This is a genomic window from Ruegeria sp. AF2, assembly GCF_056542025.1.
The window spans coordinates 1-14064 of record NZ_JBQFZC010000006.1 but is presented as its reverse complement, the minus strand read 5'-3'; the positions used below and the strand labels follow the sequence as shown (position 1 = coordinate 14064).

Genomic DNA, 14064 nt, shown 5'->3' with positions numbered 1-14064 from the left:
TGAAAATTCAACGCACTCGCAGTCCGCTGCGGGTGCGTTTTTCGTTTCAGACCGATGCGTGCCCGCGCAGACGGAACACCAACGGCATCATCACCAAGACCAGAGCCGCCGAGAAAAAGAACGGTGCGCCGGGCAGATAAGTGCCTTCGCCATCGACCGACGCCTGAAAGATGCCGGTCATCACCAAAGGCGACAGAACCGCAGCGACAGAAGACAGTGACGCGATGACTCCCTGCACCACGCCCTGCCGGTCTTCGTCCGCCTGGTTCGAGGCCATAGCCGTGATCAAGGCAGGCACGAGGTCGGACAGCGCGGCAAGCAGAATAAAGATGACAAGGGCCGTAACCGTTACGGTAAACCCAAAGCCGATCATTCCGACCAATGCCGATACCATCCCCAGCAGCAGGGTTCGGTAATCGCCGATCCAGCGAATGAAGACCGGCATCAGTCCGGCTTGGACGAAGGCCAACAGCACGCCGTATGCGGCCAGCGACAGGCCGATATACAGCGTGGACCAGCCAAACACCTCTCGTATCCAGAAGGCCCAGAGGGTGGGGTAGACCATGTTGGCAAATTCAAAGATGAAAATGCACAGCAGCGGCACTGCCAGCCCCGGAAAGCGGAAGGAGTCAAAGATCGATTTGAACGGGTTCAGGTCGCGCTTGCCAAAGGGGCGGCGTTTTTCTGGTTTCAGGCTCTCGGGCAGGACGAAGACTCCGAACAGGGCGTTGGCGGCGGACAAGACCGCAGCAATCCAGAACGGCGCAGTAATGCTGATCCCGGCAGCGATGCCGCCGATGGCCGGGCCAAGCACAAACCCAATCCCGAAGGCCGCCCCGATCAGACCGAAATTCGCCGCCTTCTCGGTCGGTGATGATATGTCAGCAATGTAAGCCGTTGCGGTGATATAGGTCGCCCCCGCAAGCCCCGCGAGCGTTCGCCCCAGGAGAAGCAGCCAGAATGTTTCGGCCAGCGCCATGATCACATAATCCAGCGCCAACATGGTCAGCGCTGCGATCAGGATCGGCCTGCGGCCAACCGCATCCGAAATGCTGCCGACAATGGGTCCGCACAGGAACAGCGCCCCGGCATAGGCGGCCATCAGCAGCCCACCCCAAAAAGCTCCTTGTCCGGTGTTGCCCGCACCGACGCGATCCATCAGGTCGGGCATGATCGGGAACACGATGCCGATACCGATGGCATCAATCATCAGTGTGATCAGAATGAAGGTTATTGCGCGGCTTTTGAACATACCGCCCTATCGGACGAGTACGCTGTTAAAGCAAGAGAAAAGGGCTGTGTGGTACAATTGTCCAGCAGCCCTTTTCCAGTTCATGTTTATTGGCCCAATGCCACGCCTTCGCGACGAGGATCAGCAGCGCCGATCAACTGCCCGTCCTTGATCAGGATGGCATGCAACCCGCTGTTGAGATCGACTTCTTTCACCTCATGCCCCTTGGCTGTCAGAGCATCAGCGAATTCAGCAGCGGATGTTCCCTGCTCCAGATCCATCGCAGACCCGTTGCGATGCACGAAATGCCCGGTTTCGATGGCATCCTGCGGGTCCATTTCCCAATCCAGGATCGCAATGATCGTTTTGGCCACATAGTTGATGATGCGGCTACCACCGGGTGAGCCGATCAGCAGATAGGGCTCACCATCCTTCATCACGATGGTTGGTGACATCGAGCTGCGCGGGCGTTTGCCACCCTCAACGCGGTTGGCCACCAGACGGTCGCCATCCTTTGGTGCGCGGTCGAAATCGGTGAGTTCGTTGTTCAGCAGGAAACCCCGCACAAAAACCCGGCTGCCAAAGGCGGTCTCAATAGTGGTCGTCATCGACAGCGCGTTGCCGTACTGATCTCGGATCACGATATGGCTGGTGCCGGGACGACCCGGGTTTTGCGAGGGCGCAAACAGGGCGGTGTGATCACGTGGCGGCTCACCTGCCTGACGCTTCTCGCTGGCTGCAGCAGGGTCGATCATCTCCGAGCGCAGCTTTAGATAGTCCGCGTCCAGCAGACCCTTGACCGGTACATCGATAAAATCGCCGTCGGCCATGTAAAGCGCGCGGTCGGCATAGGCCAGCTTGGCGGCCTCGGCATAGAGATGCGCCATCTCGGCGTTCCAACCGGTGCCTTCGAGGTCGAAGTTGCTGAGGATCCCCAGAATCTGGCCCACGGTCAGGCCGCCGGAGGTTGGCGGACCCATTCCGCAGACATCGTAGCCGCGATAATCGGCGCAGACGGCGGGGCGGATTTTGACGCGGTAGTCGGCCAGATCTTCAAGCGTGATGTTGTTTTCCACCTTGGATGTGGCATCCACTGCCGCCACGATATCTTCGGCGATGGGGCCGCTATAGAAGGCGCCTGCACCCTGATCGGCCAGAATGCGCAGGGTTTCGGCAAACTCGGGGTTCCGTAGTAAGGTTCCAGCCTGCAGCGGCGTGTCATCTTCGTTGAAGAAATACGCTTTGCCCGCCGGGAACACACCGACTGAGCGCTCACGTTCAATCGTGCTTTGGATCGAGTTTGCCATGCGGGGCGAAACCTCAAACCCCTGCTCGGCCTGATCGATGGTAGACTGGAACAGCGAGGCCCAGTCTTTCTTGCCATAGAGGTTATGGGTCACTTCCATCAGGCGCAGAATGCCCGGAACGCCAACAGATTGTCCGCCTACAACAGCTTCGGGCCACGGCATCTTTTCACCGTCCGGTAACAGAAACCGTTCAGGCGTGGCTTTCGCAGGGGCTTTTTCACGCGCATCAAAGGTGGTCAGAGTTTTAGCCGACGCATCCCAATACAGCATGAACGCACCACCGCCGATGCCCGATGATTGCGGTTCAACCAGATTGAGCATCAGCTGCACGGCAATCATCGCATCTGCGGCTGTGCCACCTGCGGCCAGCACATCATATCCGGCTTTGGCAGCAATGGGATTGGCGGCCGAGACCATGAACTCGGTGCCAGTCACCGAGTTTTTGTCCTCCCAACCATAGCCATATTCCGGCGCAGGGTCCTGCGCATTGGCCGCGCAAGCGACAACACCCAACGCCAGAACGGCGCCGGTTTTCATGAATGTCTTCATCATAGAAATCTCCCGGTAAGGATCTGCGAGATTGGCTACTGAGTAACAAACTTCAAATGGCAGATTCTCAGCTTAAATCCGATCGATTTACCGCACAACATATACTGACGTGTGCGAATGCCTCACGACCCGCGCCGCATTCGGACCAAGCAAATAGTCTTTCAAGTCAGGCTTATGCGCGCCGATCACGATCAAGTCCGAGCCCGCGCCTTCCGCGGTTTTGAGGATCTCCTGATAGGCGCTGCCAGTTGCCACCACATGACGGACTTTGGCGTTGCGCTCTTCCCCCAGCGTGGCGGCGCAGAGGGCGACCAGCTTTTCATGAGCCTCTTCAATCACCTTTTCGTGGTGGTGGGGCTCAAAAAAACTGCTGACGAAACCTTCGCCATAGTCGGGTGTCACGGTCACGACATCCAGCCGCGCGCCATCCATTTCGGCCAGCGCTGCGGCGCGTTCTAGGACAGCAACATCAAGATCGCCATTGCTGATATCCACGGCGCACAGAATAGCTTTGGTCATGCGGGTTCTCCCTGTTTTGCGGCACGGCCGCGCTGGAGGAAGGCGACAAGACCCAACAGGATCAGCGCCGGGATAAAGATCAGCTCTTTCGCGGGCTGGCTTTGCGGGGCCTGAATGCTGGTGATGCGAACGGCATCGTCAGCATAATAGTCGAACATGTCCAGCTCATCCGCGACCGGCGTACCGAACATCGGCTCGTCGAGCTTGACCAGGCCATCCTCTTCCAGCGTCATCAGCCCTAGGGCGTCGACACGCGCTGTGCCGTCGGCCCCTTCCGGAATGTCCAGAACCACAGTGGTTTCGGTCATATTGCCGGTGTCAAAGTCAGGACCTGCAACCTCGATCCGCATGGTGCTGCCCGGTGCGGCCTCACCCACGGCCTGCGTCAGCTGTGCCGGTTCGATCTGCGCAAAGGGCGGTGCGATGCGGTTCATGAAGAAATCCGGACGGAACAGCGCAAAGGCGATCAGAATCAGCGCCACGCTTTCATAGATGCGGTTCTTGGTCAGGAACCAGCCCATGGTGCCGGCAGTGAAGATCAGGATCGCGATGGTCGCAGAGACGGCCACCAAGATTCCCTGTACCCAGCCCACATCGATCAGCAACAGGTCAGTGTTGAAGATGAACACGAAAGGCAGTGCCACGGTGCGCAAGCTGTAGAAGAAGGCGGTAAAGCCCGTCTTGATCGCGTCCCCGCCCGAAACGGCGGCGGCGGCAAAGCTCGCCAGACCAACCGGCGGTGTCACATCAGCCATGATACCGAAGTAGAACACGAACAGGTGCACCGCGATCAGCGGCACGATCAGCCCATCCTGCGCGCCCAATTCCACGACCACACCCGCCATCAGCGAGCTGACCACGATATAGTTCGCCGTGGTCGGCAATCCCATCCCGAGGATCAGGCTGAGCAGACCCACCAACGCCAGCATGGCGATCAGGTTACCGCCTGACAGGAACTCGACCAGATCGGCCATCACTTGGCCCACGCCGGTCAGCGTCACGGTGCCCACGATCACACCCGCAGTGGCGGTGGCCAGCGCGATACCAATCATGTTGCGCGCGCCGTCGATCAGCCCGTTCCACAGGTCGACGACACCGGCCTTGAAGGCATTCGCTGTGTCACTTTCACCCCGGAAGATCGACTTGAGCGGTTTCTGCGTCAGCAGGATCACGAACAACAGCGAAGTCGCCCAGAAGGCTGATAGGCCCGGTGATTTCTGTTCGATCATCAGGAAATAGACCAACACGATGATCGGTAGCAGGTAATGCAGACCGGCCTTGTAGATTTCGGCAATTACCGGCAGTTCAACCTCTTTGGCATTAGGATCGTCAGGCACCAAGTCCTCTACTCCGGAAGCCAGCCAAAGCAGGATCAGATAGGCCAAAACGATCAGCGCCGACAGGACCAGACCCGACGCATCGGGCATGAGCGCGACAATCGCTTTGATCGGGTACTGGATGCCATAGCACAGCCCGGCAAAGCCCACGAAGAACAGCGCCATTCCACCGATTGTGCGCCCCATCGAAACGACGCGGTCGCCCAGCGTCGGCATGTTCCGCTTCACCGCTTCAAGATGCACAATGTAGACCAGCGCGATGTAGGAAATCGCAGCAGGCAGGAAGGCGTGGGTGATCACCTCAACGTATGAGATGCCCACATATTCCACCATCAGGAAGGCAGCAGCGCCCATCACCGGTGGCATGATCTGGCCGTTCACGGATGAGGCGACCTCAACCGAGCCCGCTTGTTCGCTGGAAAAGCCCACACGCTTCATCAGTGGGATAGTGAAGGTGCCGGTCGTGACAACGTTCGCAATGGACGAGCCCGAGATCAGGCCGGTCGCCGCAGAACCAACAACAGCCGCTTTGGCCGGGCCACCGCGCAGGTGCCCCAGCGCGCCAAAGGCCATCTTGATGAAGTAATTGCCCGCGCCCGCCTTATCCAAAAGCGCGCCGAACAGCACGAAGAGGAAGACGAACTTGGTTGAAACGCCCAGCGCGATGCCAAAGACGCCTTCGGACGTGATCCACATATGGCTCATCGCCTTTTGCAGGCTGGCACCTTTCCAGCGGATCACCTCGGGCACCCACTCGGAGGAACCAAAGAAGACGTAGGCCAGAAAGATCGTGGCGATGATCGCCATTGCCGGGCCAAGCGCGCGACGCGCGGCCTCGAACAACAGCAGCAGGCCAACAAGGGCAAACCACTTGTCCGTATCGTCTGCGAGACCGCCCGCATCGACGATCTTTTGGTAGAAGAAATAACCATAGAGGGCCAGAAATGCGCCCACGATCCCCATGATCCAATCCTGAATCGGGATGTAGTTCCGCGGGCTGGATTTCAGCGCCGGATAGGCCGAAAAGGCCAGGAACATCGCAAAGGCCAGATGAATCTGGCGTGAGTTGTTCACTACACTGCCCGGCAGCAGATAATTCGATAGGGGAGAGGCCAGAACGACCTGAAACACCGACCACAAGACCGCAACGATCGCCAGAAACAGCCCGACATTACCCGCCGGATCACGCGCGCCTGCGTCTGATGAGGCAACCAGTTCCTGAAGCTCTTCTTCGGAAAGAGGGCGATTGCCCTGTGTGTCGGAACTCATGTTGGTATCTCCCTGTCCTTCGGCCTTGGTTTTTGCGGCCGTCTTGTCTCCGGTTTAGCCCGGATATGAATCGGGGCGCCCCGAAAGGCGCCCCGTGTCAGGTCTGGTTACTGAATCCAGCCTTTTTCTTTGTAGTACTTCTCAGCGCCCGGATGCAGCGGTGCCGACAGGCCGTCCGCAATCATCTCTTCTGGTTTCAGGTTGGCAAATGCCGGGTGCAGCTTTTTGAAGTCATCGAAGTTCTCGAAGACCGAGCTGACAACCGCATAAACCGCGTCTTCCGACACGTCAGCCGAAGTCACGAAGGTTGCACCAACACCAAATGTCGAGGTGTCACCATCCGAACCGCGGTACATGCCACCTGGGATGGTTGCGGTACGGTAGAAGGAGTTGTCACCAACCAGCTTGTCAACCGCGTCGCCGCTGACGTTCACCAGAACCGAGTCACAGGCGGTGGTTGCTTCCTGGATCGAACCCGAAGGGTGACCCACGGTGTAAACCATCGCATCGATCTGGTTGTCACACAGAGCAGCGGATTGTTCAGCCGCTTTCAGCTCGGTCGCCAGTTCGAAATCATCGGTGGTCCAACCCATTTCGCCCAGCAGCACTTCCATGGTGCCGCGCTGACCGGAACCGGGGTTGCCGATGTTGACGCGCTTACCCTTCAGGTCTTCGAAATTCGAGATACCCGCGTCGGCACGCGCCACAACCGTGAACGGCTCTGGGTGTACCGAGAACACGGCACGCAGGTTCTCAAACGGGCCGGCTTCTTCGAATTTCGAGCTGCCGTTGAATGCGTGGTACTGCCAGTCCGACTGTGCCACCCCAAACTCAAGCTCGCCTTCGCGAATGGTGTTGATGTTGTAAACCGACCCCCCAGTCGACTCCACCGAACACCGGACCCCGTGCTCTTTCCGGCCCTTGTTGACCAGACGGCAGATCGCGCCACCCGTCGGGTAATAGACACCCGTAACGCCGCCAGTTCCGATCGTGATAAATTCTTCAGCATATGCCGCTGGTGCCATCAGGGCCGCCGCGGCAAATGCGGTGATTGAGGTTTTCTTGAACACTTTGACACTCCTGTTGTCAGTCTTTTTTGATCTGTGGGGTGCCTGAAACCTTTCAGAACACAACAGAAAAAATCGCACTGGAATCAGGCCCCCCGATGATAAAGAGGAAAGCGAAACCAAACAGCAGGTGTCTATACGGTAGATTACGTATAGGCTTGGATTCAGATATAGGGGAAAGAGGGTAACTGATCACATTCTGTGACTGTGATACCGACCCGTGCAGAAGGTCGTTTGGACAAGAATTGAACTACGCAGGGCAACAAGAAATACGCCAGGACCACACTGAGCCAGCCCGCAGGCGAAGATCGCTGCGCGCCACGCTTGCGCTGTGTTTGGGTGGGCTGCAGTTCATCGCCATCCTTTCGGTAATCCTGTCGACCTTTGTCAGCTCGGAGAACGCGCTGTTGCGGCAATCCCGAACATCACTGAACGAAGTCAGTGTCAATGTCATCGGCCAAGTCAAAAGTTTTCTGAACCCCGCCCGGCAGGCCTTGGATGCAACTCGGCGACTTGCTGAAAATGACGTACTGGATATCAGCGATCCTGGCGTATTGGAAAGCCATTTTTTTCAGCAGCTACAGGTCGCGCCTCAACTCGCAGGGATGTATCTGGCCGATGCGACGGGCAGGTTTGTCTACGTCATGCGCGCGGAAGAGCCCGGACGTTATCGCACCAAGTTCGTTCCGCCATTCCTGCCCGGCACCGCGGAACATCCCGCCGATTTCCAATGGCGCAACGATCAGTTCACATTGCTGGAAACGGCCACTACCCAGACTGACACCTATGAGGCGCGCACCCGGCCTTGGTTCAGAATGGTGACCGAAGCCAAAGCACCGATCTGGACAGAGCCTTATATCTTCTTCACCACGCGCCAGCCGGGGATCACTTATAGTGTCCCCATATTGGACGATACCGGAGCTATCCGTGCCATTTTGGGTGTCGATATCCAGATCGACGCCCTGTCGGGATTCCTGCTGGACATCTGGTCGGAACGACGCGGTGCCGCGCTGGTTCTGAACGAAAATGGCGCGGTGCTGGCGCATCCAACGCTGGTGCTGATCCGGCAGGAAGCACATATGGAAGCGCCCGAGCTGACGCGTGTGGACCAAATCGCAGACCCCATCGCACAAAAGGCGTTCGGAGATGTCGTGCAAACCGGTCTGAGCGACACGGAAGGACCGGTTCATACCGATTTCCAGCTGAACGGTCAGGACTATGTGGCGATGCTGATCGAGGTGTCCGAGCCGGGGCTGCGTTGGTTGATCGGGCTTTATGCGGCCGAGGACAACTTTATTGGCGAGATCAAGAAGAACCGGACGCAAGGCGTCTGGATCGCGCTTGCCATTGCCATTCTGACCGGCGCAATTGGTTTGGCCATGGCCGACCGGATCTATGCCCCTGTGCGCACCTTTGCCAGCCAGAGCCAGCAATTGCGCAGCGGAGAGATCACCACCGAAGAAGGCCTGCACAGCCCCTATCGCGAGCTGGAAGATACCGGCGCGGCTCTGACACAGGAAGTTCGACAACGGCAACGGTTCGAAACCGCCTATGGCCGCACCTTCGATCTGGCCTCGCGCGGGATGGCGCAGATCTCACCCGAAACGGGGCGTTTTCTGCGGACCAACGAACAGCTGTGCGATATCATGGGATATCAGCCGGATGAATTGGAGAAGATGACGCTGGCCGACATCCTGCCGGAAGATGAACAGCAGATCGCAGTCAAGTTTCGCGAAACCCTGCTGCAGGATTCCGAGTTCATCGCCGAAAACCAGTTTATCCGAAAAGACGGATCCCCCATCTGGTTGCGGGTCAATGCCATCCTCATCCGCGATGAAAGCGGTACCCCTGATCATGCGGTTGCCATTATCGACAACGTCAGCGATCGAAAGCAGGCCGAGGATGAAGTAAGCCGCCTCAGCCGCGATCTGTCCCATGTGGCACGGGTCAACCTGATGGGCGAGATGGCCTCGGGGCTGGCGCATGAGCTGAACCAACCGCTAAGCGCGATTTCCTATAATGTCGACGCCGCGAAGATCACGCTGGATGAAATCGGCGATCCCGATCCTGAGGTTATAGAAATCCTTTCGGATATCGACCGCCAGTCGCGCCGTGCGGGCGACATCATCCGCGCCCTGCGTGATGTGGTGCGTAAGGATCGCGGACGTCAGACTCCGTTTGAACTGAACGGGCTGATCCGGCAAACCGTCAGCCTGATGGACGCCGAGGCGAAGTTACACGAGATCAAGCTGCTTTATGAAGAAACCGACCTTCCTCTTGTCGTCGGAAACCGGACACAGATCGCGCAGGTACTGGTTAACCTGTTGCGCAACGCAATCGATGCACTGGCCCTCGATCCGGATGGCAAGGGTAAAATCACCATCACTACAAAGACCAGCGATGAACTGGTCGAGGTGCGGGTTGAGGATAACGGGCCCGGGATTAGCGATGGTGTCACCTTGTTCAACTCGTTTGACACCCAGAAGACCGACGGGATGGGGCTGGGCCTGTCCATTTGTCGGACCATCGTCAAAGCCAATGACGGAGCCATTTGGTACGAGCCTACTGAGACGTCCGGGGCGCGCTTCTGTTTCACCCTGCAGCGCCGCGATCAGCCCAAGGAGGATCACGCATGACCTTTGAGCCGCTGGTCGTCTATATCGTCGATGACGATGAAGATGTGCGCGTCGCCTTATCACGCTCGCTCAGCAAACGCGGACTAAGGGTCGAGCATTTTGCCGATGCGCAGACATTTCTGAATCAGGTGCATGAGGACGCAAAAGGTTGCCTGATCCTGGACTATGGCATGCCCGGGATGGACGGGCTGGAATTGCAGGAACATCTGAACCGGCGCGAGTCGACCATACCGGTCATTTTCATCTCGGGTCATGGCGGCATTCCGGAATCCGTGCGGGCCACCAAGGCGGGTGCAATTGATTTTCTGGAAAAACCCTTTGACCTGCAGGTGCTGATCGAACGGATACAGGCCGCGTTTGAAATAGGCGACCGGCTGCGCGCCGAGAAATCGCGACGTCAGATGCTTGCGGATAAGCGCAGACTTTTGACCGACCGCGAGGAGCAGGTCTTGCAACATATTCTGACCCACCCCGCGCGCACGTCGAGCAAAGAGATCGCAACCGCCTTGGGTATCAGCCCCCGCACGGTAGAAATTCATCGCGGGCGCATACAGCAAAAGGTCGGCGTGAAAACCACGATAGAGCTGTATGAACTGTTCGGGCAGATGCAATGATCGCAAGCCTGATGATGTATGCCCGCCCTCAGCTTGATGAGGCACATCTGCGATACTGGAACCTCATCCGTGACAATCTGAACCGCGCCGGGATCGAGAGCCCTGAGCATCTGTCGCAGGACGTCGAGGAATTCTCGGTCTGGCAGCACCCGGAACTGGTGCTGAGCCAGACTTGCGGCATGCCGTACCGGACATGGCTACACGATAAGGTCGCGTTGGTTGGCACGCCAGACTATGGTCTAGACGGGTGCCCGCCCGGCTATTACCGCAGTGCTCTGGTCGTGCGCGCCGATGATCCACGCACAAATCTGATGGCGTTTCGGGAAGCGGTGTTCGCTTACAACCAGACATTTTCGCAATCTGGCTACGCCGCGCCTTATTGGCATCTTGAGCCGCATGGCTTCTGGTTCAAACACCGTGTGCAAACCGAAGGTCACCTGAAGTCGGCGCAGTCCGTTGCGGAAGGTCACGCAGATATCGCCGCCCTTGATGCGGTTTCTTGGCGATTGATGGCTGAGTATGAAGAGTTTGCCGCATCTCTGCGGGTGTTAGAGTGGACGGACCCGACGCCTAGCCTGCCATTGATCACTGCGGAGGGTAACGATCAGCAAGCGATTTTTACAGCGGTTGAACGGGCAATTGCGCAGTTGGATGATGCGGATCGTACTGCCTTGGGGATCAAAGGTCTCGTGAGGATTCCGGCCGAACGTTATCTGGACGTGCAAAACCCGCCGGGATCGGTTTAGTCGTCTTGTGTGCCGGTGTCGCCGACGACAGCCGATAGCACATAATGGCTTTGGTCGCCCTTGATCAAAATCGGTGGGCCGGGCTGTTTAAGCTACGGAACGACGCTTTCAACGCCGAGACCGCGCGTTAGGTCTGTCGCGCGACTTCCTCCGTGACCGGCTCGACCTTTCCCTCGATCATGTCCTCTTCGACCGGCTCTTCAAGTGACTCTTCAGCACTTTCTTCAGGTTCCTCTGCCTCTTCAGCCTCTGATTGATCCTCAAGCGCGCCAACGATCAGAGGCAGCATGTGCACACCCGTCACACTAGCAATCTCGGGCGTCTGAGGCGTCTGCCAACTGAGCGTATCGAAGCTGCCGCAGTTCTGGCACACCGGTCCCCATTCAGGCTGAATGTCGTGGCAATTGGTGCAGACCCATTGCGGCCCGCGCGGTGCGTTCAACGCCTTGGCCAGCCAACCCTGAACCACCGCGTCCGAGGCGCCCTCGCCCCGTTCAATCGCAGCCATCAGCGTGTAGGCCCGTGCATCCCCCTGCTTTTCGACAACATCACCCAGCGCGCGTCGCGCTTCGGGGAAGTCTTCGGCTACGATGTTCAGCTCGGCCAAAATCAGGCGTGTTTCCATATTATCTGAATGAATGCGGGTCAAAGCGGTGAACCGCTTGATCCGCTGTTCAGGTGTTTCGTCTGGCACAATCTCGGCAAAGGCATGGGCCAGATCGGGGTGAGGCTGTACTTCCCACGCCTTTTTCAGAATCTTGGTGGCTGCACGCGGTTTGCCCTTTTCGATATAGGCGCGCGCGGCCATGGCGGCTGCTGGGACAAGATCGGGTGAAAGGCGGTTTGCCTCAATCGCGTGTTCCTGTTGTTCGACCGTCGCCGTGTTATCCAGCAGCACCTTGGCCTCGGACAAGGCCAGGACCGCATCACGCCGTTTGAACACATCGCGCGGCAAATATCCGGCCTTGAGCTTTGACGTCAGCGTGGACCGCGCACCGGCCCAATCCTGCGCCTTGGTCTGCAGGTTCAGCAGCACATCCTGTGTCTCTTCGTGCCGGGGTTTCAGAGCCAACGCCTTCTCAGCCAGTTTGCGTGCGGTTTCATCGTCGCCCTCGGCCAGCTTTTGTTTCATGATCCCGCGCACGCCAACAAAACGCGTGGCATTGTTGGTGACCAGCTTCTTGTAGGTCTCGGACGCTTTCTTGGTATCACCGGTCATCTCGGCCGCTTGTGCCACCAGCAAATTGGTAAGCTCGGGCTTGTTCAGCAGCTTTTCGGCCTTGCTGGCCTTGGTCATGGCAACGCGCCCTTCACCCGAGGCAAGCGCCATCAACCCGTCGGCCAGCGCCTGATATCCGCGCTGTTCACGGCTGCGATCAAAGTAGCGCGACAAGGCGGTCTCATCACCGTTGAGGAATTTCAGCGTCGCAATCAGCAGCGTCAGAAGTTTGAAGAACAGCCAGACCGCAAACACCAACACGCCCAGCGCGATCACCGATTGCAGCGGCCCCAGCGTGTATTCGGTGCCGGCGACGGTGATCTGTACGCCGCCTGATGATTCCATAAGAAACCCGGCGCCCATGGCCAGCAGGCCGATAATCGCAACAAAAACAAGGATCTTTAACAATGACCACAGCATGGCAGGTCCTTCAGTTCGAGTTCAGGCTTGAAGCAAGCGTGTTTGCGGCCTCGACGGTAGAGACCCGCGTCTGCGCCGCCTGCTCCCAATCCGCCAATGCAGTCTGCGCCGCCTCTGGTAATGCTTTCAGTTCGGTCAACGCCTTTGCGACGTCTCCATCCGCCAAGGCCGCCTGCGCGCGCGACAGGATCGCATCGGGGTCATCCCCCTCTTGCGGCGTCACCGACCGCGCGCCCGTCTGACGCTGCAGGAAGGCCATCAACCCGGTGCCTTTGTCGGCATCACGCGCATCCGCCAGCGCCGTGCGTGCTGCGGGGGCAAATGCGCTGCGCAGGGCTGAAAGCGTCTCGACCCCGTCCTTCGCGGAGGAGGCCAGGGTATCCGGCACGTCGACCCCACCGGCCTTCAGTTCCGAGACCAGATCTTCATAAGGCTGACCGGCGTCCAACTGGCCATGCAGACGAGACAGGATGGCCGCGTTGGTTGCAGCGCGGGCCTCGGCCGAGGCTTTGGCTTCAAGCGCCTGCGCATCGGAAACCATCTTTTCCACTTCGCTACGCTGTGCGGCCAGAGAATCCTGCAGTTTCTTCAACTCGGCCTCAAAGGCTGCCGTCGCCTCGGGCGAGACATTTGCCTCAAGCGGTTGCTTCTCAAGCGCGCTCAGGCGTTCCTCCAACGGGTCGACCTTCCCGGTCAGACCATCAACGCTGGTCTTTACGGAGCTCAGATCGCTTTCGACCGGCGATAGCTTGTCTGACAAAGCCTTGATCTGATCCGAAAGGCCCGAGACATCGGGGCCATCAGCAAGAGATTTTGTCAGTTGGGCAATCTGATCGGATTGTTCCGACAGCTTCTTTTCAAGCGCGGCAATTGCGTCCGAGCTTTCTGCCCCACTGGACAAATACCCGCCGCTGCCCACGGCAAACCCAATTCCAGCCGCAACAACGCCGCCCAGCAGCGCCGGAACAAACCCGCCGCGCTTTTCAACGGTGCGTTCGATCACCTTCTCTTCGGTCGGCTCGGCCCTGTTCAGGGCTTCGGCTTCGGCTTCGGCTTCGGCTTCGGCTTCGGCTTCGGCTTCGGCTTCGGCTTCGGCTTCGGCTTCGGCTTCGGCTTCGGCTTCGGCTTCGGCTTCGGCTTCGGCTTCGGC

At 58.4% G+C, this 14064-nt stretch carries 10 protein-coding genes; 3 read left to right on the top strand and 7 right to left on the bottom strand.

What is annotated here, in order from left to right; translation table 11 throughout:
- Nucleotides 1-46: 46 nt before the first annotated feature.
- The 5 genes from ACR0NM_RS16935 to ACR0NM_RS16915 all read right to left on the bottom strand — a co-directional run bounded on the left by ACR0NM_RS16935 (nucleotide 47) and on the right by ACR0NM_RS16915 (nucleotide 7282).
- Nucleotides 47-1252 carry an MFS transporter gene (locus tag ACR0NM_RS16935; RefSeq protein WP_170819076.1) on the bottom strand — a complete coding sequence of 402 codons (1206 nt, stop codon included), beginning with the start codon at nucleotides 1250-1252 and terminating at the stop codon, nucleotides 47-49.
- An 86-nt stretch (nucleotides 1253-1338) separates the two neighbouring features.
- Complete coding sequence (gene ggt / locus ACR0NM_RS16930) at nucleotides 1339-3090, bottom strand: gamma-glutamyltransferase (RefSeq protein ID WP_480615815.1); 1752 nt, start codon at nucleotides 3088-3090, stop codon at nucleotides 1339-1341.
- An 84-nt stretch (nucleotides 3091-3174) separates the two neighbouring features.
- Nucleotides 3175-3606, bottom strand: coding sequence for a universal stress protein (locus ACR0NM_RS16925; RefSeq protein WP_480615813.1), 432 nt, complete (start codon nucleotides 3604-3606; stop codon nucleotides 3175-3177).
- Entirely contained in the window at nucleotides 3603-6212 is a 2610-nt protein-coding gene (locus tag ACR0NM_RS16920) for a TRAP transporter permease (RefSeq protein WP_170397940.1), read from the bottom strand. Before ACR0NM_RS16920 ends, ACR0NM_RS16925 begins: the two co-directional genes overlap by 4 nt.
- 107 nt (nucleotides 6213-6319) lie before the next feature.
- The gene (locus tag ACR0NM_RS16915; RefSeq protein WP_170397937.1) at nucleotides 6320-7282 is read right to left on the bottom strand and encodes a TAXI family TRAP transporter solute-binding subunit; all 963 of its coding nucleotides are present in this window, start codon (nucleotides 7280-7282) and stop codon (nucleotides 6320-6322) included.
- Between the two features lie 242 nt (nucleotides 7283-7524).
- On the opposite strand from ACR0NM_RS16915, the gene ACR0NM_RS16910 reads away from it, so the two are divergent.
- From ACR0NM_RS16910 to ACR0NM_RS16900, 3 genes are read left to right on the top strand one after another with little or no spacing between them, the layout of a single operon-like run.
- Nucleotides 7525-9915, top strand: coding sequence for an ATP-binding protein (locus ACR0NM_RS16910; RefSeq protein ID WP_480615811.1), 2391 nt, complete (start codon nucleotides 7525-7527; stop codon nucleotides 9913-9915).
- Nucleotides 9912-10529, top strand: a complete 618-nt coding sequence (locus ACR0NM_RS16905; RefSeq protein ID WP_170397932.1) for a response regulator transcription factor — start codon at nucleotides 9912-9914, stop codon at nucleotides 10527-10529. Before ACR0NM_RS16910 ends, ACR0NM_RS16905 begins: the two co-directional genes overlap by 4 nt.
- Nucleotides 10526-11275 (top strand): phosphate/phosphite/phosphonate ABC transporter substrate-binding protein, encoded by a 750-nt coding sequence (locus tag ACR0NM_RS16900; protein WP_480615809.1) that lies wholly within the window; start codon nucleotides 10526-10528, stop codon nucleotides 11273-11275. Before ACR0NM_RS16905 ends, ACR0NM_RS16900 begins: the two co-directional genes overlap by 4 nt.
- Nucleotides 11276-11402: 127 nt before the next feature.
- Here the strand turns inward: ACR0NM_RS16900 and ACR0NM_RS16895 are convergent, their stop codons facing one another.
- A complete protein-coding gene (locus tag ACR0NM_RS16895) occupies nucleotides 11403-12914 on the bottom strand; it encodes a heme biosynthesis HemY N-terminal domain-containing protein (RefSeq protein WP_480615807.1) in 1512 nt (503 codons plus the stop codon).
- Nucleotides 12915-12924: 10 nt separating this feature from the next.
- A partial coding sequence (locus tag ACR0NM_RS16890) for a COG4223 family protein (RefSeq protein ID WP_480615805.1) occupies nucleotides 12925-14064 on the bottom strand: 1140 nt, incomplete at its 5' end.